Annotated in this window: 17 protein-coding genes and 1 pseudogene; 11 read left to right on the top strand and 7 right to left on the bottom strand. The window is 61.2% G+C overall.

Going from position 1 to position 19,265, the window contains the following annotated elements; all coding sequences use genetic code 11:
- The first annotated feature begins 109 nt into the window (after positions 1-109).
- The 6 genes from rpsF (at position 110) to NQE15_RS19215 (ending at position 4,184) form a co-directional block, all read left to right on the top strand.
- Positions 110-496, top strand: coding sequence for a 30S ribosomal protein S6 (gene rpsF / locus NQE15_RS19240; protein ID WP_265943791.1), 387 nt, complete (start codon positions 110-112; stop codon positions 494-496).
- A 74-nt stretch (positions 497-570) separates the two neighbouring features.
- The gene (gene priB / locus NQE15_RS19235) at positions 571-855 is read left to right on the top strand and encodes a primosomal replication protein N (RefSeq protein ID WP_416336477.1); all 285 of its coding nucleotides are present in this window, start codon (positions 571-573) and stop codon (positions 853-855) included.
- A complete protein-coding gene (rpsR, locus tag NQE15_RS19230) occupies positions 827-1,102 on the top strand; it encodes a 30S ribosomal protein S18 (protein WP_153148050.1) in 276 nt (91 codons plus the stop codon). Before priB ends, rpsR begins: the two co-directional genes overlap by 29 nt.
- A gap of 15 nt (positions 1,103-1,117) precedes the next feature.
- Positions 1,118-1,564 carry a 50S ribosomal protein L9 gene (rplI, locus tag NQE15_RS19225; protein ID WP_265943785.1) on the top strand — a complete coding sequence of 149 codons (447 nt, stop codon included), beginning with the start codon at positions 1,118-1,120 and terminating at the stop codon, positions 1,562-1,564.
- 66 nt (positions 1,565-1,630) lie between these two features.
- Positions 1,631-3,040: a replicative DNA helicase gene (dnaB, locus tag NQE15_RS19220; RefSeq protein ID WP_265943783.1), complete on the top strand. Its 1,410-nt coding sequence runs from the start codon at positions 1,631-1,633 to the stop codon at positions 3,038-3,040.
- 10 nt (positions 3,041-3,050) lie between these two features.
- Entirely contained in the window at positions 3,051-4,184 is a 1,134-nt protein-coding gene (locus NQE15_RS19215) for a tetratricopeptide repeat protein (protein WP_265943781.1), read from the top strand.
- A 38-nt stretch (positions 4,185-4,222) separates the two neighbouring features.
- Here the strand turns inward: NQE15_RS19215 and NQE15_RS19210 are convergent, their stop codons facing one another.
- From NQE15_RS19210 to NQE15_RS19200, 3 genes and pseudogenes are all read right to left on the bottom strand, one after another.
- Positions 4,223-5,293, bottom strand: coding sequence for a transglutaminase-like domain-containing protein (locus NQE15_RS19210; protein WP_265943779.1), 1,071 nt, complete (start codon positions 5,291-5,293; stop codon positions 4,223-4,225).
- Between the two features lie 269 nt (positions 5,294-5,562).
- Positions 5,563-6,986 (bottom strand): annotated as a pseudogene (locus NQE15_RS19205) (PhoH family protein).
- Positions 6,987-7,015: 29 nt separating this feature from the next.
- The gene (locus tag NQE15_RS19200; RefSeq protein ID WP_265943777.1) at positions 7,016-7,471 is read right to left on the bottom strand and encodes a peroxiredoxin; all 456 of its coding nucleotides are present in this window, start codon (positions 7,469-7,471) and stop codon (positions 7,016-7,018) included.
- 83 nt (positions 7,472-7,554) lie between these two features.
- Here NQE15_RS19200 and NQE15_RS19195 point away from each other — a divergent pair, with 83 nt between their 5' ends.
- The gene (locus NQE15_RS19195; protein ID WP_265943775.1) at positions 7,555-9,699 is read left to right on the top strand and encodes an ABC transporter substrate-binding protein; all 2,145 of its coding nucleotides are present in this window, start codon (positions 7,555-7,557) and stop codon (positions 9,697-9,699) included.
- Complete coding sequence (locus NQE15_RS19190) at positions 9,696-10,868, top strand: methyltransferase (RefSeq protein WP_265943774.1); 1,173 nt, start codon at positions 9,696-9,698, stop codon at positions 10,866-10,868. Before NQE15_RS19195 ends, NQE15_RS19190 begins: the two co-directional genes overlap by 4 nt.
- Here NQE15_RS19190 and NQE15_RS19185 read toward each other — a convergent pair.
- The 4 genes from NQE15_RS19185 to NQE15_RS19170 all read right to left on the bottom strand — a co-directional run bounded on the left by NQE15_RS19185 (position 10,846) and on the right by NQE15_RS19170 (position 14,333).
- Positions 10,846-11,514 carry an HAD family hydrolase gene (locus NQE15_RS19185; RefSeq protein WP_265943772.1) on the bottom strand — a complete coding sequence of 223 codons (669 nt, stop codon included), beginning with the start codon at positions 11,512-11,514 and terminating at the stop codon, positions 10,846-10,848. The two genes, NQE15_RS19190 and NQE15_RS19185, sit on opposite strands and share 23 nt — an antisense overlap.
- A complete protein-coding gene (gene ubiG, locus NQE15_RS19180; protein ID WP_265943770.1) occupies positions 11,507-12,205 on the bottom strand; it encodes a bifunctional 2-polyprenyl-6-hydroxyphenol methylase/3-demethylubiquinol 3-O-methyltransferase UbiG in 699 nt (232 codons plus the stop codon). Before ubiG ends, NQE15_RS19185 begins: the two co-directional genes overlap by 8 nt.
- A gap of 68 nt (positions 12,206-12,273) precedes the next feature.
- Positions 12,274-12,942 carry an OmpA family protein gene (locus NQE15_RS19175; protein WP_265943768.1) on the bottom strand — a complete coding sequence of 223 codons (669 nt, stop codon included), beginning with the start codon at positions 12,940-12,942 and terminating at the stop codon, positions 12,274-12,276.
- A 56-nt stretch (positions 12,943-12,998) separates the two neighbouring features.
- Complete coding sequence (locus tag NQE15_RS19170; RefSeq protein WP_265943766.1) at positions 12,999-14,333, bottom strand: TRZ/ATZ family hydrolase; 1,335 nt, start codon at positions 14,331-14,333, stop codon at positions 12,999-13,001.
- Positions 14,334-14,430: 97 nt separating this feature from the next.
- Here NQE15_RS19170 and gyrA point away from each other — a divergent pair, with 97 nt between their 5' ends.
- The 3 genes from gyrA to pheA are packed head-to-tail and all read left to right on the top strand — an operon-like array spanning position 14,431 to position 19,256.
- Positions 14,431-17,073, top strand: coding sequence for a DNA gyrase subunit A (gyrA, locus tag NQE15_RS19165; protein WP_265943764.1), 2,643 nt, complete (start codon positions 14,431-14,433; stop codon positions 17,071-17,073).
- Positions 17,073-18,158 (top strand): 3-phosphoserine/phosphohydroxythreonine transaminase, encoded by a 1,086-nt coding sequence (serC, locus tag NQE15_RS19160; RefSeq protein ID WP_265943762.1) that lies wholly within the window; start codon positions 17,073-17,075, stop codon positions 18,156-18,158. Before gyrA ends, serC begins: the two co-directional genes overlap by 1 nt.
- Before the next feature lie 6 nt (positions 18,159-18,164).
- The gene (pheA, locus tag NQE15_RS19155; protein WP_265943760.1) at positions 18,165-19,256 is read left to right on the top strand and encodes a prephenate dehydratase; all 1,092 of its coding nucleotides are present in this window, start codon (positions 18,165-18,167) and stop codon (positions 19,254-19,256) included.
- The last annotated feature ends 9 nt before the right edge of the window (positions 19,257-19,265 follow it).

The following is a 19,265-nucleotide window of genomic DNA, read 5'->3' as shown; positions in this document are numbered from 1 at the left end:
TATCGTCCCGTTTTTCCCGGAAGCCCGCGATTGCTGTTATACTCACGGGCTTTTCAACCTTGCCCTACCGCGAACGCATGGCGGAGGGTATATCCCAAAAGGAGATTGCATGCGCCATTACGAAATCGTATTTATCGTCCATCCGGACCAAAGCGAGCAAGTGCCCGGCATGGTCGAGCGCTATCGCACCATCGTGACCGCCAAGGGCGGCTCGATCCATCGTCTGGAAGACTGGGGCCGCCGCCAGCTGGCTTACCCGATCCAGAAGATCCACAAGGCTCACTACGTCATGATGAACATCGAGTGCGACGGCGAAACGCTGAACGAACTCGAGCATTCGTTCAAGTTCAACGACGCCGTGCTGCGCCACCTGACCGTCAAGATGAAGGCTGCCGTGACGACTCCCTCCCCGATGATGAAGGAAGAGAAGTCCAAGTCCCTGATGGGTGGTGATGTTGCTCCTGCTGCTCCGGCCGAACCGGTCGCTGCCGCCTAAAGCAAGCATATTTGTACGGGAAGTAAGGGCTGAACTGCATCGAAATCTCCGGTCAACTGGTTGAGCGCAAAGCCTTGCGTTACACCCCGGCCGGCGTACCAGTCAGTGAAGGGCGATTGCAACATAGCTCCTCGCAGACTGAAGGCGGTGCAGAGCGTCTGGTGGAAGTGGAAATTGCTGTTCTGGCCCTGGGCGAAGCCGCCCGCTGGCTCCAGGCAGCCCCCCTCGGTGGGGCCGTCAAACTGACCGGATTTCTCGCGGCCCGCAGTCGTAACAGCAAGACTCCCGTGCTGCATGTGAATTCAATAGAATTTTTGGAAGGAAACGAAAATGGCTCGATTCTTCAAGAAGAAGGATGACGACAAGAAAAAGAAGCGTGGTGGCGGTCTCTTCAAGCGCCGCAAGTTCTGCCGCTTCACGGCTGAAAAGGTCGAACAGATCGACTACAAGGATGTGGATGTCCTGAAGGAATTCATCCAGGAAAACGCCAAGATCATGCCGGCTCGTCTGACCGGTACCAAGGCCGGCTATCAGCGCCAGCTGGGCACCGCCATCAAGCGCGCCCGCTTCCTGGCCCTGCTGCCGTACACCGACAACCATCAATAAGCGAGGAGACGAAACATGCAAATCATTCTGCTCGAAAAGGTTGTTAACCTCGGTAACCTCGGCGATATCGTCAAGGTCAAGGATGGCTACGCCCGCAATTTCCTGATCCCGAAGAAGATGGCCAAGCGCGCCACCCCGGCGGCCAAGGCTGAATTTGAAGCCCGTCGTTCCGAGCTGGAAAAGGTTGCCGCCGAGAAGCTGGCTGCCGCCCAGGCCTTTGCCGACAAGCTGACCGGTCTGTCCGTTTCCGTCGCCCGCAAGGCTGGTCTGGATGGCCGCCTGTTCGGTTCCGTCGGCAATGCCGATATCGCCGACGCGCTCAAGGTTGCTGGTTTCGATGTCGACAAGGCTGGTATCCGTTTGCCGGACGGCCCGCTGAAGACCATCGGTGACTTCCCGATCGACGTTGCGCTCCACACCGACGTGCTGGCCAACATCACCGTGGCGGTCGTTGCCGAGTAATTCCGGTCCCGTCTCGCGACAAAAGGCCTCGCAGTTGCGGGGCCTTTTTACTTTAAACTCCAGTACATGAACCAGCGCCCGCAGAAACCCCGCATTACCGATTCCACGCTCGACAAGTTGCGCGTGCCGCCCCACTCGATCGAGGCAGAACAGTCGATCCTCGGCGGTTTGTTGCTCGACAATCAGGCATGGGACCGGATGGGCGACATGCTCACCGATGCCGATTTCTATCGCGACGAGCATCGCCGCATCTTTCGCCAGATTCGCAGCCTGCTCGAACGTGCCAAGCCGGCCGACGTCGTTACCGTGGCCGAAGCGTTGGATGCGGCCGGGGAAGGTGAGCAGACCGGCGGTCTGGCCTATCTCGGCGAACTTGCTGCCAATACGCCGTCGGCAGCGAACATCAAGCGCTATGCCGAGATCGTGCGCGAGCGTTCGGTGCTGCGCCAGTTGGTGGCGACCGCCGACGAAATTGCTTCCGATGCGCTGAATCCTCTGGGTCGTGATGCCGAGACCCTGCTCGACGAAGCTGAATCGAAAATCTTCAAGATCGCCGAGGCCGGGGCCGGGCACAACGAAGGCTTCGTCCATATCAACCCCCTGCTGACCCAGGTCGTCGAACGAATCCAAGAGCTTCATGACCGCGACAATCCGTCCGACATTACCGGCGTACCGACCGGCTTCATCGACCTCGACCAGAAGACCTCGGGCTTTCAGCCGGGCGACCTGATCATCGTGGCCGGACGCCCATCGATGGGCAAGACGGCCTTTGCCCTGAACATTGCCGAGAACGTCGCTGTCGAGTCGGGCCTGCCGGTTGGTGTGTTCTCGATGGAAATGGGCGGCGCCCAACTGGCCATGCGGATGCTGGCTTCGATCGGGCGCCTCAATTCGCAGAGTCTGCGCACCGGGCGGATGAACGACGATGAGTGGGCCAAGCTCTCCTTCGCCCTCGGCAAGCTGCACGAGGCGCCGCTCTACATCGACGAGACCGGTGGTCTCAGTCCGGCCAACCTGCGGGCCCGGGCGCGGCGTCTGGCGCGCCAGTATGGTGGCAAGCTCGGTTTGCTGGTCATCGACTACATCCAGTTGATGAGCGGCAATAAGCAGGGCGAAAACCGGGCAACCGAAGTTTCTGAAATTTCACGCTCCATCAAGTCGCTGGCCAAGGAGTTGCAGGTCCCCATCGTTGCTTTGTCGCAGCTCTCCCGAAAGGTCGAGGAGCGCACCGACAAGCGGCCGATGATGTCCGACTTGCGCGAATCCGGTGCTATCGAGCAGGACGCCGACGTCATCCTGATGATGTACCGCGACGAGTACTACAACAAGGAAAGCCAGGACAACAAGGGGATGGCCGAAGTCATCATCGGCAAGCAGCGTAATGGCCCGACCGGTACCGTGCGCATGGCCTTCATCGGCGAGTACACGCGCTTTGAAAATCTCGCGGGCGGCGGCTTCCAGGAGGCGCGCGAGTAAGTCGAGTAGATTGTGCCTCTCGGCATTCGTCCCAGGCGTCCGTATCCAGTTATTAGGTAAAAATTCTATGTATTTGGTCTATATCGGTTTGGCGAGCGTTGCGCTCTCGCTTCTCATTCTGTTGGCGCTTGCCAGATTTTCAAGGGCCGCCCCGCTCGGGGGGGCGTCTCCTGCACCAGAGCGGAAATCATTTCGGCGCTGGTTGTTACCCCTACTGCTGGCGTTTGCCGCCGCAGGAATCTACTGGATGTATTCGTCGGGTAACCAACAGGTGATGCCGGGCAAGGAGCAAAGCCCGGAGAAAGGCGCTGCGCACAATGCGACGCCGGCCGGTTCCCCCGGCAACCTCGATACCGCGGTCAAGAAACTTGCCGACAAGTTGGCCAAAGATCCTGGCAATGGCGACGGCTGGTTGCTGCTGGCCAAAACCTACAGTGAACTGGGACGTTTCCCCGAAGCTGCAGATGCCTATGAGAAAGCGGCGGCGCTGCTGCCGCCCGATGCCGGCATGTTCGCCGATTGGGCCGATAGCTACGTAATGTCCAAGGACCGGAAATGGGATGCCGAGGCTCGCCGCATCGTCGAGCGTGCCTTGGCGATCGACCCCCGGCATGTCAAAACCCTGGCCCTGGCCGGCAGCGAAGCGTTTGGTCGCGCCGACTACAAGATGGCCATCGACTACTGGCAGCGGATGAAGGCGGCGGCTCCAGCAGATTCTATGGATCGCGAGTTGGCCGACAACAACATCGCCGAAGCGAGTGCGCGACTGTCGGGGAAGCGGCCAGCGGCTGTCCCGGCTGGTAATGCATCAGCAGTCAGCGGCACCGTGACGCTCAGCCCGAAACTGAATGCCAAGGTGGCGCCGCAAGATACGGTATTCATCGTGGCCAAGGGGCCGGATGGCGGTCCCCCGCTGGCCGTCCAGCGATTCAAGGCAGCGGATTTGCCGGTGCAGTTCAAGCTGGACGACAGCTTGGCAGTCATGCCCGGGCGGACGATTTCCCAGGCTTCCGAGGTGGTGGTGAGCGCCAAGGTCTCGCGGAGCGGGCAGGCCGATGCGCAGGCCGGGGATCTTTATGGAGCACCGCTCAAGGTCAAGGTCGGTACCAGCAACCTGAAGCTGGAACTCGACCAGGAGCGCTGAAACCGATCCGGTGCTCTAGGCCAGCGGGTACCGCCGGCCTAGAGTTCGACCCGTTTGGCGCTGATCGTGTATTGGATGGCCTGCGGGCTGCTGCCGTCATGGCGGCCCTGTGGTGTTTCCAGTTGCGGCAACAGCAGAAAGGGCATCGGCGAGTTTCGCCCGGGAAGCGTGACATCCGTGCCGACATTGAAGGCGATCCAGTTCATTTCCCAAACGCCGAACAAGACTTTCTTCAGCGATATCAGTTTGCTGTCCCGATCCGAGAGACCCTCGATCGCGATGGCTCGTCGAACGTCGCTGGGATCAACGGGAATCCAGCCGTAACCCGGGACATAGAATTCGGCGCGGACATGTTGACCGCGTGTCGCATCGTCGCTCGCCAGTCCCAGGCTGCGAAAGAGACGGGAAGGGGCAACCCGCAGGCCATAGACACAGCGGGCGGGAATGCCAATCGAACGGCAGATGGAAACGAACAGACCGTTGATGTCCGCCGAGCGGCCGCCATATTGGCCGCGGATCAATTGCTCGCGGACATCGCCCTTGCCGCAGCCGGGTAGAGATGGATCGTAGATCGTATTGTCCACCACCCATTCGTAGATCGCCTTGGCTTGCGCCACCGGATCCTTGATCCGTCCCAGGATGCGTTCGCCCAGTTGGAAGGACAGGCCTTCGTTGGGGATCATCTGCGAGGCCTGAAGATTGCGCCGCAGGATGTCCTCGCGCTCGGGGGCGACGGTGCGTTTGGTGACATCGAAATGGCGGTCGGCCGTGGTCACCAGAGTGCTGATCTGCAGTTTGCCGTCGTTGCCTTCACGCCACTCGCAGTGGAAAACCTCGAGGTCGCCATCGGGCAGGCGGCGCATGCTCGCATTGCCGGGATTGCCTTCCCAGGTGTGGCCGAGCGTTCGCTGAAACAGAGTGTCCTGGTTCAAGGGCAGGGGCAGCCAGAGTTTGCTGGGGCGACCGGAGCCTTTCAGGTTGACGGTCGTCGTGATCTGATAGGTTCGCCATTCGGCGGGCGGTTCCGCTGCCTTGACCGGGGGCAGTCGCGCGGCTGAAGTGCCCTGGGGCGGTTTTTCGGTGATCGGGTCGAGCGCCGTATGAGCCACCGGGCCTTGTTGGAGCGGCGGCGTTTTGCCTTTTGAGCTGCGGCCTGGGCGTGCCGGCTTTCGTCCCGGTTTGGCGCTCGACTTTGCCGTAACCGGTTTACCGTTACTCTTCTTTTTCGCAGCCCAGGCGTCCGACACAAAAAGCGAGAGCGCAGCGGCAGATGCTAGAAAATCGCGACGTTTCAAGAATTTCCTCCGGCAGAGACAGCCCGTGGCTGAAACGAAAAGGCCGTGTCAGTGACACGGCCCCTTTGGTTAAGTAGAGCGGATTATAGCACTTCGGCCGCATGGTCGGCGAGGCGGGAGCGCTCGCCACGTTGTAACGTGATGTGACCGGAGTGCGGCCAGCCCTTGAAGCGATCGACGACATAGGTCAGACCGGAACTGCCCTCGGTCAGGTAGGGGGTATCGATCTGCGCGATATTGCCCAGACAGACTACCTTGGTGCCGGGCCGGCCCGGGTGACCAGGGTTTTCATCTGCTTTGGCGTCAGGTTCTGGGCCTCGTCGATGATCAGGTACTTCTTCAGGAAGGTCCGGCCGCGCATGAAGTTCATTGACTTGACCTTGATCCGCGAGCGAATGATGTCATTGGTCGCCGCCTTGCCCCAATCTCCGCCATAGGCGCCGCCGCCTTCCTCGTTGTGGGTCAGGACATCGAGGTTGTCTTCGAGGGCCCCCATCCACGGGGCCATTTTTTCCTCCTCGGTGCCGGGCAGGAAGCCGATGTCCTCGCCGACCGGGACGGTGACGCGGGTCATGATGATTTCGACGAAGTTTTTGCTTTCGAGGACCTGGGTCAGTCCGGCGGCCAGCGTCAGCAGGGTCTTGCCGGTACCTGCCTGGCCGAGCAGGGTGACGAAATCGATGTCCGGATTCATCAACAGGTTGAGCGCGAAATTCTGTTCGCGATTGCGCGCCGTAATGCCCCAGACAGCATTTTTCGGGTGCGTGTAGTCGATCAGCGTTTCCAGCACCGCCGTCTTGCCAGCCGCTTCCTTGACGATGGCGGTGAAGCCGTCGCTCTCCAGCCAGACGAATTCATTGACCAGGAGCTGCGGGCAGAGCGGGCCGGTGACCTTGTAGTAGGTCTTGCTATCCTTTTTCCATGATTCCATGCCCTTGCCGTGCTTGTCCCAGAAGTTGTCGGGCAGGGCGCGGGTGCCGGTGAAGAGGATGTCGGTATCCTCCAGCACCTTGTCGTTGAAATAATCCTCGGCCAGCAAGTTGAGGGCGCGCGACTTGATGCGCATGTTGATGTCTTTCGACACCAGGATGACCGGGCGCTTCGGATATTTCTTCTGGAGGTGGATGACCACAGAGAGAATCTGGTTGTCGACCTTGGAGGTCGGCAGGCCTTGCGGCAACTCGGCGCTGATCGCTTCGGTCTGCAGGAACAGCCGGCCGCTGGCCAGCTTGCTGGACGGTCCGTAGAGGTCGATGCCTTCGTCGATATCGACATCGTCATGGGCGAGCAATTCGTCCAGCATGCGCGATGTCTGGCGGGCGTTGCGGGCGATTTCGGACATGCCCTTCTTGTGGTTGTCGAGTTCTTCCAGCGTCATGATGGGCAGGAAGACATCGTGCTCTTCAAAGCGAAACAGGCAACTGGGGTCGTGCATCAGCACGTTGGTGTCAAGGACGAAAATCTTGGTAACGGCGGGCTTCTTGGTGGCTGCGGGCTTGCGCGGCATGGAGTGGGCCTTTGGTTGGGTGGTGGAGATTAAAGGGTTTTGACGAAATCCAGCACTTCCTGAGCGTGGCCGGGGACCTTCACCCCGCGCCATTCGCGGCGCAGAACGCCGCCGCGGTCGATGACGAAGGTGCTGCGTTCGATGCCGCGCACCTGCTTGCCGTACATGTTCTTCATTTTCATGACGCCGAACAGTGTGCACACCGCCTCGTCGCCATCCGAGCCGAGTTCGAATGGAAAATTCTGCTTGGCCTTGAAGTTCTCGTGGGATTTGACGCTGTCCCGCGAGACGCCGAGGATCACCGCGTCGAGTGCTGCAAACTGCTCGTGCAGGTCACGGAACTGCTGGCCTTCGGTGGTGCAGCCCGGCGTGCTGTCCTTGGGGTAGAAGTAGACCACCACGACCTTGCCGGCTTGGGCCGCGAGATTGAAAGTCTGGCCGCTGGTGGCCGGCAGGGAGAAGTCGGGAATTCGGGTATCGAGCATGCGGCGGCCTTTTCGTAGAATTTGAGCCATTGTCGGCAAATCCCGGCGGGGCGGTCAACCGGTGATTTGCTAAACTTCCGGCCATGCGAAAAATTTGCGCCGCTCTTGTCTTCATCACCACCCTGGCCGCTTGCGGCCAGTCCTGGAACGATCCGTATCCGGCGGCCGATGGTGGGCGCAATATTCTCTATACGGCATTCACCGATCGCCCGAAGCACCTCGATCCGGCACAGTCCTATACCGAGGATGAAATCACCTTCACGGCGCAGATCTACGAGCCGCCGTTGCAATATCACTACCTCAAGCGGCCGTACCAACTGATTGCGGCCACCCTGGAGCAGGTGCCGGTACCCACCTACTACGATAGCCAGGACCGCGAGTTGCCGGCCAGCGCGGCAGTTGAACAGATCGCCGAGAGCGTCTACGAACTGAAGCTGAAGCCCGGCATCCGTTTCCAGCCGCACCCGGCCTTCGCCCTCGACGCCCAGGGGCAGCCGCGCTATCTCGGGCAGCAGGTGGCGGACGGGCGCCAGGTCATCGCCGACTTTCCCGAAACTGGCAGTCGCGAACTAACGGCCGATGACTACATTTACCAGATCAAGCGTCTGGCCCATCCACGCCTGCATTCGCCGATTTTCGGCATGATGGCCGACAAGATCGTCGGTCTCAAGGAACTCGGCGAAAGCCTGCAGAAAGCGGCCAAGGACAAGCCGGCAGACGAATGGCTCGATCTCGATGCCTTCCCGCTTTCCGGGGTCGAGCGTGTCGATGCCCACACCTGGCGCATCCGTATCAAGGGGAAATACCCGCAATTCCTTTACTGGCTGGCCATGCCCTTCTTCGCGCCGGTGCCGCGCGAAGCCGACCGCTTCTTCGCCCAGCCCGGCATGGCGGCCAAGAACCTGACCCTGGACTGGTGGCCGGTCGGCACCGGCCCCTTCGTGTTGAGCGAGAACGATCCGAACCGGCGTATGGTGCTCTCGCGCAATCCGAATTTTCATGGCCAAACCTATCCCTGCGAGGGTGAGGCCGGCGACCGCGAGGCCGGCCTGCTGGAGGATTGCGGCAAGGCCTTGCCCTTCATCGAACAGGCCATCTTTAGCCGGGAGAAAGAAGCGATTCCCTACTGGAACAAGTTCCTGCAGGGATATTACGATGCCTCGGGGATTTCTTCGGACAGCTTCGATCAGGCGGTCCGGGTCAATGTCGGCGGCGATGTCGCGCTGACCGACGAGATGCGGGACAAGGGCATCCGCCTGCTGACCTCGGTCAAAAGCTCGACTTTCTACATGGGCTTCAACATGCTCGATCCGGTGGTCGGCGGACTGAACCCGCGCGCCACCAAGCTGCGCCAGGCGATCTCGATCGCCATCGATCAGGAAGAGTTCATTTCCATCTTCCAGAACGGTCGCGGCATTGCGGCGCAGGGGCCGCTGCCGCCCGGCATCTTCGGCTACGAAGAGGGCGAGGCGGGCATCGACAGCGTGGTGTACGACTGGGTCGATGGCCGGCCCAAGCGCAAGCCGGTCGAGGTGGCGAAGAAGCTGGTCGCCGAGGCCGGCTACCCGAACGGACGGGATGAAAAAACCGGCGAGCCGCTGGTCGTCAATCTCGACACCACCGGCGGCGGCATGGGCGAGAAGTCGCGGCTCGACTGGTTGACCCGGCAATTCGCCAAGGTCGACATCCAGCTGGTCATTCGGTCGACTGATTTCAATCGCTTCCAGGACAAGATACGTAAAGGGAATGTCCAGCTTTACTACCTGGGCTGGAATGCCGACTACCCCGACCCGGAGAATTTCTTCTTCCTGCTCGACGGCAACGAGGGCAAGGTCGCCAAGGGCGGCGAGAACGCCTCCAATTACGCCAATCCGGAATTCGATCGCCTGTTCCTGCAAATGAAAAATATGGAGAACACGCCGGAGCGCCTGGAGACCGTCCGCCGGATGAACCGCATCCTGCACCACGACGCCCCCTGGGTTTTCGGGCTGCATCCGAAGAGCTACACGCTGGGGCATCGCTGGCTGAAGAACCGCAAACCGAACGATGTCGGCAACAACATCCTGAAATATCAGCGCATCGATGCAACTGACCGGGTAGCTGCCCGCCGCGAATGGAACAGCCCGGTCCTCTGGCCGTTCGGGCTGGGGCTGCTGGTTCTCGCGCTGGCAGTGATTCCGGCTGTCGTCGGCTATCGGCGGCGTGAATCGCGGGCTGCAGTGAAGTGAATCTCGCCGCTCGCCAGCGGCAGCTCGATGCCTTGCTACTGGCTTTTCGCCCGCTTTGGCATCCGCAACCTTTCCGCGAAATTCGCCCCGATTGGTGTACGCGTTGGCCGGCCCTGGCCGACGAGCTGCTGGCGCTGCCCGATGACGAGGTGGTGCGCCTGAACGACGACGGGGCGGCGGCATTGGCGCTGCTCGCCCGCTACTGGCCCGGGGTCGAGGCGATCGCCCCCTTGAGCGCAATGCCGGAATTGCCGCGAGTCGGGCTGGCGGCTCGCGGGGATCGTTGGGCTTGGGAGATTCCCGGGCGCAAGCGTCAGCAGATCGAAGCCTTTGCTGCCGCTGCCCGGTGCAGCGGACAACCGGTGATCGATTGGTGTGGCGGCAAGGGGCATCTCGGTCGGCTGCTGGCCAACGAATGGCAGTCGGCAGTGCACACGCTGGAAATCGATCCTGCGCTTTGCGCGGCCGGTGAGGCGCTCGCCCAGCGGGCTTCGGTGCGCCAGTATTTCGTTCAGGCGGATGCCCTGCGCACTGCCGACTGGCCGAGCGCCGATCAGCACGCCGTAGCCTTGCATGCCTGTGGCGAACTGCACCGCCGTCTGATTCGTCATGGGGCCGAGCAGGGCGTCGCCCGTTTCGATATCGCGCCCTGCTGCTATTACCGGGGTGTCGAGGAACATTACCAGCCGCTGTCGGCATCGCCACAGCTTCGCCTGACGCGCGACGACACGCGGCTGGCGGTGACCGAGACGGTGACCGCAGCGCCGCGCGAAACGCGGCAGCGTGACCGGGCCATTGCCTGGAAACTCGGGTTCGATGCTTACCGGCGGACGGTCAGTGTCGAAGGCTATCGCAGCTTCAAACCGGTCGCCGATGCCTGGCTGCGTGACGGCTTTGCCGATTTTCTCGGCCACATGAACCGGCGCGAGGGCTTGCGCGAGGTCGGCAGTGCGTCAGCCGATGAATTCGAGCGCCTGGGCTGGCAACGTTTTCGCGACCTGATGCGTCTGTCGATTGTCCGCCACGCCTTTCGCCGTCCGCTCGAAATCTGGCTGGCGCTCGATCTGGCCGTATCGCTCGAGCAGCGCGGCTACTCAGTCAGCCTTGGCAGTTTTTGCGAACGCCGGCTGACGCCGCGCAACCTGCTTATTTCGGCGCAACTCGGCTAGCCAGAAATTCGGCCAGTTCGGTCGGGTGGTCGATGATCAGGTCGGCGCCCCAGGTATGCAGCGGGCCGCCGTCGCCGAGGTAACCGTAGGAAACAGCTACCGTCAGGCAGCCGGCGGCGCGCCCGGCTTCGATGTCGCGCCGGTCGTCGCCGACGTAGAGTGCCCGTTGCGGCTTGCAGCGCAGCAGATCGCAGGCGTGCAGGATAGGCAGTGGCGAGGGCTTGGCTTCGGCCGTGGTGTCGCCACTGACCACGCAGTTGGTGCGCGGGGCAAGGGCGAGCAGTTCGACCAGCGGATCGGTGAAGCGCATCCGTTTGTTGGTGACGATACCCCAGCCCAGGCCCAAGCTGTCGAGTGCATCGAGCAGTTCCGGAATGCCCGCAAAGAGGGTCGTCTGATCGCACAGCCGCCTGGCGTAGATTTCCAGGAAGCGCTGCGCCAGTTGGTCGTAATCGGGATGATCCTTGTCGATCCCGAAGCCTGCCCGGAGCAGGCCGCGCACGCCTTGCGAGGTGTAGGGGCGCAGGGTTTCGAGGGGCAGCGGCGCCCGCCCTTCTTCGACGAGCAGAACATTGGCTGCGCTTCCCAGGTCGGGCGCGGTGTCAGCCAGGGTTCCGTCGAGATCGAAGAGGACTGCTTCAAACATGCCGCGTGGCGCGCATCAGGTAATTGACGCTGCTGTCACTGCCCAGCGTATAGCGCTGGTTGAGCGGGTTGTAGCTCATGCCGATGACTTCGTCGGGCTCCAGTCCGGCCATTTTCGCCCAGCGAGCCAGTTCGGAAGGCTTGATGAACTTGGCGTAGTCGTGGGTGCCCTTGGGCAGCATGTTCAGGACGTACTCGGCGGCGACGACCGCGAACAGGTAGGACTTCGGATTGCGGTTCAGGGTCGAGAAGAAGACCTGGCCGCCGGGTTTGACCAGGCGGGCGCATGCGGCAACGATGCTCGATGGATTGGGTACGTGTTCGAGCATTTCGAGGCAAGTCACCGCATCGAAGGCGCCGGGCATTTCTTCTGCCAATTGCTCGACGGCGACCTTGCGGTAATCGACTTGCTGACCACTTTCCAACAAGTGAAGCTTGGCAACGCCCAGTGGCTTTTCCGAAAGATCAATGCCGGTAACCTCGGCGCCACGGACCGCCATGCCTTCGGAGAGTAGCCCGCCGCCGCAACCAACATCGAGTACGCGTTTACCACGCAGGCCGACATGGCGGTCGATCCAGTCGAGGCGCAGCGGGTTGATGTCGTGCAGCGGCTTGAATTCGCTGTTTGGATCCCACCAGCGATGGGCAAGGTCACCAAATTTTTCCAGTTCGGCAGGGTCGGCGTTGAGCATGTTTTTTTCGCGAGTAGAAAAAGAAAAAGCCCTGCCGAGGCAGGGCTTTCGATTGTAGCAGCGACAGCTTACTTGGTGCCGATGACTTCGATGTCGACGCGGCGATCCGGCTGCAGGCAGTCGATCAGAGCCTTGGTCTTGGCGGTGCCCTTGCACTTATTGCCGGTCACGGGCTGCTTTTCGCCCTTGCCTTCGGTGTAGACGCGGTTGGCTTCGATGCCCTTGGCAACCAGGTATTCCTTGACCGCGGCAGCGCGCTTTTCGGACAGCTTCTGGTTGTAGGCGTCGCCACCGATGCGGTCGGTGTGGCCGACAGCGAGGATGACTTCGAGCTTGATGGCCTTGGCCTTGGAAACCAGCTCGTCAAGCTTGGCCTTGCCTTCCGGACGCAGGACAGCCTTGTTGAAGTCGAACAGCGCGTCAGCAGCGACGGTGATCTTCTCGCCAGTCGGCTTCGGGCCGATCGCGGCAGGAGCGCCAGTCGTCGAGGCACCCTTGGCTTCGCAGGCTTCCTTCGGCAGCAGGTCCTTGTCGCATTCGCAGCCAGCAGCATCCTTGGCGGCGGCAGCCGGGGTCCAGTAGCCGGTACGCCAGCACAGGCCGAAGCCGCTCTTGGCGACGACGTCGCGCTGGTCAATCACATAAACGCGTTCTTGGGCTTGGGCAACGGTAGCACCGAAGCCGATACCGGCCAGCAGTGCCAGAAGCAGAGATTTCTTGGCGATGTTTTTGATCATTGTTTTCCCTCGTTGAAGAAAATTTGGAAACTTTTAACCCGTATCAGAGCAGTGAATTAAGGCTCCTGGCGGAATTCCAACTTATTTTGCCATAGGGCAATAGCCGAATCCAAGTCATTTTGCGCTGGATTTGGCTTGGTTTTGTGGTCTACGCAACACTTTCCAGCCACCCAAACATGGCTGACGGATTCTCGACCGGCTACGTAAATGAGATGGGACACCGGGTCGAAACAGGGTTTTGTTTCCAGGGTGCCCAGATTGACGGCGCACAGGTCGGCTGCCTTGCCGGCGGTAATTGAGCCGATTTCATGACCCAGGCCCAGGGCGATGGCCCCGTTCAAGGTGGCCATGCGCAGGATGTCGCGGGCCGGTAGCGCCGATGCGTCACCGCTCGTGCCCTTGGCTAGCAATGAGGCGAGGCGCATTTCGCCGAACAGGTCAAGGCGGTTGTTGCTTGCCGCGCCGTCGGTGCCGAGGCCGACGTTGATGCCGAGTTGTCGCATTCGCACCACAGGTGCGATGCCGCTGGCCAGTTTGAGATTGGAGGTTGGGCAGTGGGCGATGCTGCTGCCGGTGGCGGCGAGCAATTCGAGGTCGCTTTCCGCGAGGTGCACCCCGTGTACACCGATGAACCCAGGCCCGAGGAGTCCGAGGTGGTGCAGGCGTTCAAGCGGCGACTGCTGATGTTGGCGCTGGCTTTCCTCGACTTCGTGCCGGGTTTCGTGAATATGGCAGTGAATGGGGAGATTCAGTTGCTCGGAGAGCGTCAGGATGCGCTCGAAACTGCGGTCGGAAACGGTGTACGGGGCGTGTGGAGCCAGGCAGAAACCGATCAGTGGGTTGTTTCGCCAGAGTTCGCGGACAGCCAGTCCCTTGTCCAGGTAATCGTCGGCGTCGCTGGCGTAGGGGGTCGGGAATTCCAGTGCTGTTATCCCGAGCATGGTGCGCATGCCAAGCTCGGCAGCGGCTGTGGCTGCCGCTTCCGGGTAGAAATACATGTCGTTGAAACAGGTGATGCCACCCTTGAGCATTTCGGCGCAAGCCAGTCGGGTGCCGTCGTATACAAATTGCGCCGAAACGTGCTCGGCTTCGGCCGGCCAGATGTGTTTCTGCAGCCATTCCATCAGTGGCAGGTCGTCGGCCAGGCCGCGCATCAGGGACATCGCGGCATGGGTGTGGAGGTTGATCAGCCCGGGAATCAGAATGTGTTCGTCCAGGGTTACCCGTTGCGCTGCCTGGTAGCGGGTGCGTGCCTCGCTGGCCGGTAGTACGGCGAGAATACGACCGTGGTTGATGGCGACGGCGTGGTTCTTGAGAACGACATCGGGGTCGACAGCGGCAATCCAGCGGGCTTCGATCAGGAGGTCGATTACTTCGGGGGTGAATGTCATGAAACGGGGGGCTGTCCGGTAGTTGTCGCGTGGTAAAATAGCAAATTCCGCTCGATTCAACCAATAAAGGCATCGCGCAAGCGGTGCGAAGTGAGACATGGACCAATTCGCCAAAGAAACTCTGCCGATCAGCCTCGAAGACGAGATGCGGCGTTCCTATCTCGATTACGCGATGAGCGTCATCGTTGGCCGCGCCCTGCCGGATGCGCGCGACGGCCTGAAGCCGGTGCATCGCCGCGTGTTGTTCGCGATGCACGAGCTGTCCAACGACTGGAACAAGGCGTACAAGAAGTCGGCCCGTATCGTCGGCGACGTCATCGGTAAATATCACCCGCACGGCGACACTGCGGTCTACGACACCATCGTCCGCATGGCGCAGGATTTCTCGTTGCGCTACATGCTGGTCGATGGCCAGGGCAACTTCGGTTCGGTCGACGGCGACAGTGCGGCGGCAATGCGTTATACCGAAGTGCGCATGGCCAAGATCGGCCACCAGATGCTCGAAGACCTCGACAAGGAAACCGTCGATTTCGGGCCGAACTACGACGGTTCCGAGAACGAACCGCTGGTCATGCCGGCGCGCATCCCGAATTTGCTGATCAACGGCTCGTCCGGCATTGCGGTCGGTATGGCGACCAATATTCCACCGCACAATCTCAATGAAGTGATTGCTGGCTGCCTGGCGCTGCTCGAAAACCCGGCGATCGGCGTCGATGATCTGATCGAGTACATCCCTGCTCCGGATTTTCCGACCGCCGCGCTGATCTATGGCGTGATGGGCGTGCGCGAAGGCTACAAGACCGGTCGCGGCCGCGTCATCATGCGCGCCCGCACCCATTTCGAGGATATGGAAAAGAGCAACGGTCGGCAGGCGCTGATCGTCGACGAGATTCCCTATCAGGTGAACAAGAAGTCCCTGATCGAGAAGATTGCCGAACTGGTCAACGAGAAGAAAATCGAGGGTATCTCCGATATTCGCGACGAGTCGGACAAGTCCGGCATGCGCATTGTCATCGAACTGAAGCGCGGCGAAGTCGGCGAGGTCATCCTCAACAACCTGTACAAGCAGACGCAGTTGCAGGATACGTTCGGCATGAACATGGTAGCGCTGGTCGACGGCCAGCCGCGCCTGTTGAACCTGAAGCAGATGCTCGAATGCTTCCTGTCGCATCGCCGCGAAGTCGTTACCCGGCGCACCGTGTTCGAACTCCGCAAGGCGCGCGAACGCGGCCATATCCTCGAAGGTTTGGCCGTCGCGCTGTCCAATGTCGATGAAATCATTGCCCTGATCAAGGCGGCGCCGACCCCGGCCGACGCCAAGGTCGGTCTGATGGGGCGCCAGTGGCGTAGCCCGGTGGTCGAGGAAATGCTGGTCCGTGCTGCCTCCGACGCCTCGCGGCCGGATGGCTTGGCCCCCGAATTCGGGTTGTCCGAGCAAGGCTATCGCCTCTCCGACGCCCAGGCCCAGGCTATTCTCGAACTGCGTCTGCAACGCCTGACCGGTCTCGAGCAGGACAAGATCGTCAACGAATACAAGGACGTCATGGCCAAGATCCTCGATCTGCTCGACATCCTGGCCAAGCCGGAGCGCATCACCGAAATCATCGTCGGCGAACTGACCCTGATCCGCGACCAGTTCGGCGACGAGCGCCGCTCCGAGATCGTGCTGCACACGCAGGAACTGGGCATCGAAGATTTCATCACGCCGATGGACATGGTGGTCACCTTGTCGCATGGTGGCTACGTCAAGGCCCAGCCGCTGGCTGATTACCGCGCCCAGAAGCGCGGTGGGCGCGGCAAGCAGGCGGCGGCGATCAAGGATGAGGATTTCGTCGATCACCTGTTCGTCGCCAATACCCACGACTACATCCTGTGCTTCTCGAACCGCGGCCGCTGCTATTGGCTGAAGGTTTACGAAGCACCGCAGGGTAGCCGGACCAGCCGAGGCAAGCCGATCGTCAATCTCTTCCCGCTGGAAGAGGGCGAACGGATCAACGCCGTGCTGCCGGTCAAGGAGTTCTCCGACGACCAGTACATCTTCATGGCCACCGTTCAGGGCACCGTCAAGAAGACACCGCTCTCCGACTTCTCCAACCCGCGCAAGGCCGGCATCATTGCCGTCGCGCTGGACGAAGGCGACATCCTGGTCGGCGTCGAGCTGACCACTGGCCAGAGCGATATCGTGCTCGTTTCGGATGCCGGCAAGGCGGTCTGGTTCGACGAGGAAGACGTCCGTCCGATGGGCCGTGGCGCCCGTGGCGTGCGTGGCATGAAGCTGCAGGAAGGCCAGTCGGTGATTTCCCTGCTGGTCGCCGAGAGCGATCAGGCGACGGTGCTGGTGGCGACCGAGAACGGTTACGGCAAGCGTACCGTGCTCGCCGATTTCCGCCATTCCGGTCGCGGCACACAGGGCGTACGTGCGATTGCCGACAGCGAACGCAACGGCAATATCGTCGGCGCCAAGCTGGTCAATGATGACGACGAGATCATGCTGATCACCACCGGTGGCGTATTGATCCGCACCCGCGTCGCGGAAATCCGCGGCATGGGTCGGGCGACGCAGGGCGTGACGCTGATTTCGCTGGATAATGGCGAGAAACTGGCCGGCCTGGAGAAGGTAGCCGAATCGGTCGTCGAGGTTGATGTCGAAGCTGAAGGTGAAGTGGCTGGTGACATAGCGGTCGACACGCCGGCACCGGCTGCCGACGAAGCTGGTAACGATGAAAGTGGAGAGGCCTGATGAGTCGAATCTGGAATTTCAGCGCCGGCCCGGCTGCTCTGCCAGAGGAAGTCCTGCGCCAGGCGCAGGAGGAAATGCTCAACTGGCACGGCGCCGGCTGCAGCGTCATGGAAATGAGCCATCGCGGCAAGGAATTCATGTCCATCCTCGCTCAGGCTGAGGCTGACTTGCGCGAATTGTTGGGCATTCCCGCCGGTTACACCGTGCTTTTCCTGCAGGGCGGAGCGACGCAGCAGTTCGCGCAGATTCCGATGAACCTGCTGGCCGGGCGTTCGGCCGACTACATTGTCACCGGCTCGTGGTCGAAGAAGGCATTCAAGGAGGCGCAGCGCATTGGCAATGTGCGCTGCGCGGCGACCACCGAAGGCAGCGGTTTTACCCGGCTGCCGACGCCGGCGGAGATCAAACTCGATCCGTTTGCGGCCTACCTGCACCTGTGTACCAACGAGACGATCCACGGTGTCGAAATCCCGGCCAAGCAGATTGCGGATACCGGCGTGCCGCTGGTTGTCGACATGTCATCGCATATCCTGTCCGGGCCAATCAATGTTGAGAAATTTGGCCTGATCTATGCCGGGGCCCAGAAGAATATCGGCCCGTCCGGCCTGACCTTGGTCATCGTGCGCAACGAATTGCTCGGCATGGCGCCGCTCAATATCCCGACAGTGATGGATTACGCGGTCATGGCCGAAAACGGCTCGATGCTGAACACGCCGCCAACCTACGCTATCTATATTGCCGGTCTGGTCTTCCAGTGGCTGAAGCGCCAAGGGGGGCTGTTGGCCATTGATGCGGTCAACGCCGAAAAGGCACGCATTCTGTACGAGTGCATTGACGGCTCGGCCGGGTTCTACCACAACCCGGTCGATCCCGATTGCCGTTCGCGGATGAACGTGCCCTTCACGCTGGCCCGGCCGGAGCTCGATGCCACCTTCCTCGCCGAGTCGAAAGCGGCAGGTCTGATGTCGTTGAAAGGCCACAAGTCGGTCGGCGGCATGCGCGCTTCGATCTACAATGCCGTTTCCCTGGAAGGCGTGCAGGTGCTGGTCGATTTCATGAACGATTTCGCCAAACGAAACGGGTAGGCGCCGATGAGCGACGATCTGCAAAAGGCCTTGGCCGGCGTGCGAGCCGAAATCGACGGTATCGATGCCGAATTGTTGCGCCTGCTCAACCAGCGAGCACGTTGCGCCCAGAAAGTCGGCGAAATCAAGGCCGAGCACGGTGAAGCCGGGCATATCTACCGCCCGGAACGCGAGGCCCAGGTCTTGCGCCGCCTGCAGGATGTCAATCCTGGTCCGCTGGCTGGCGAGAACATTACCTTCTTTTTCCGCGAGGTGATGTCGGCCTGTCTGTCGCTGGAAGAGCCGCTGGGGATCTCTTTCCTCGGGCCGCTTGGCACTTTCTCGGAGTCGGCTGCGACCAAGCATTTCGGCCATGCGGCGCGGCTGCTGCCGCAGTCGTCGATCGACGACGTCTTCCGCGAAGTGGAATCCGGTCATGCCCACTATGCCGTCGTGCCGGTCGAGAATTCGACTGAGGGCGCGGTCGGCCGAACGATGGATCTGCTGCTCGGCACGCAGCTGAAAATCTGCGGTGAGGTCGTGCTGCGCATCCATCAGAACCTGCTCTCCAACGAAACCGATCTGAGCAAGATCACCAAGGTCTATTCGCATGCTCAGTCGCTGGCCCAGTGCCACGAGTGGCTGAATCGCGTCTTGCCCAACGCCCAGCGCATTTCGGTCGGCAGCAATGCCCAGGCGGCGCAGATGGCTTCGGCGGAGGCCGGGGCGGCGGCGATTGCCGGCGAAGCCGCAGCGGCGCGTTACAGCCTGCCGCGGCTGGCCGAGAACATCGAGGACGAGCCGAACAACACGACCCGTTTCCTGGTGCTCGGCAAGCACGATGCCGGGCCGTCCGGGCGCGACAAGACTTCCTTGATCATGTCGGCCCCGAATCGCACCGGCGCCTTGCATGAGTTGCTGCTGCCTTTCTCGCACACCGGTGTTTCGATGTCCCGCCTTGAGTCGCGGCCCGCACGTAACGCGTTGTGGGAGTATGTGTTCTACGTCGATGTCGATGGTCATCATGACGACCCGGCGGTCAAGACGGCCATTGATGAACTGGCCGCTCGTGCCGCCTATCTGAAAATTCTCGGGTCTTACCCGGTTGCCGTTTATTGAGAGATTACC

Source organism: Dechloromonas sp. A34 (genome assembly GCF_026261605.1).
GTDB lineage: Bacteria > Pseudomonadota > Gammaproteobacteria > Burkholderiales > Rhodocyclaceae > Azonexus.
Note: the sequence above shows the minus strand (reverse complement) of the source record. Positions and strands in the feature narration are given on the sequence as shown.

What these genes read in the sequence shown, in the direction of transcription:
- NQE15_RS19170 (WP_265943766.1), bottom strand. Translation starts at nt 14,333, where the DNA reads ATGACATTCACCCCCGAAGTAATCGACCTCCTGATCGAAGCCCGCTGG.
- NQE15_RS19175 (WP_265943768.1), bottom strand. Translation starts at nt 12,942, where the DNA reads ATGATCAAAAACATCGCCAAGAAATCTCTGCTTCTGGCACTGCTGGCC.
- serC (WP_265943762.1), top strand. Translation starts at nt 17,073, where the DNA reads ATGAGTCGAATCTGGAATTTCAGCGCCGGCCCGGCTGCTCTGCCAGAG.
- NQE15_RS19185 (WP_265943772.1), bottom strand. Translation starts at nt 11,514, where the DNA reads ATGTTTGAAGCAGTCCTCTTCGATCTCGACGGAACCCTGGCTGACACC.
- rpsR (WP_153148050.1), top strand. Translation starts at nt 827, where the DNA reads ATGGCTCGATTCTTCAAGAAGAAGGATGACGACAAGAAAAAGAAGCGT.
- rplI (WP_265943785.1), top strand. Translation starts at nt 1,118, where the DNA reads ATGCAAATCATTCTGCTCGAAAAGGTTGTTAACCTCGGTAACCTCGGC.
- ubiG (WP_265943770.1), bottom strand. Translation starts at nt 12,205, where the DNA reads ATGCTCAACGCCGACCCTGCCGAACTGGAAAAATTTGGTGACCTTGCC.
- gyrA (WP_265943764.1), top strand. Translation starts at nt 14,431, where the DNA reads ATGGACCAATTCGCCAAAGAAACTCTGCCGATCAGCCTCGAAGACGAG.
- NQE15_RS19200 (WP_265943777.1), bottom strand. Translation starts at nt 7,471, where the DNA reads ATGCTCGATACCCGAATTCCCGACTTCTCCCTGCCGGCCACCAGCGGC.
- dnaB (WP_265943783.1), top strand. Translation starts at nt 1,631, where the DNA reads ATGAACCAGCGCCCGCAGAAACCCCGCATTACCGATTCCACGCTCGAC.
- NQE15_RS19195 (WP_265943775.1), top strand. Translation starts at nt 7,555, where the DNA reads ATGCGAAAAATTTGCGCCGCTCTTGTCTTCATCACCACCCTGGCCGCT.
- rpsF (WP_265943791.1), top strand. Translation starts at nt 110, where the DNA reads ATGCGCCATTACGAAATCGTATTTATCGTCCATCCGGACCAAAGCGAG.
- pheA (WP_265943760.1), top strand. Translation starts at nt 18,165, where the DNA reads ATGAGCGACGATCTGCAAAAGGCCTTGGCCGGCGTGCGAGCCGAAATC.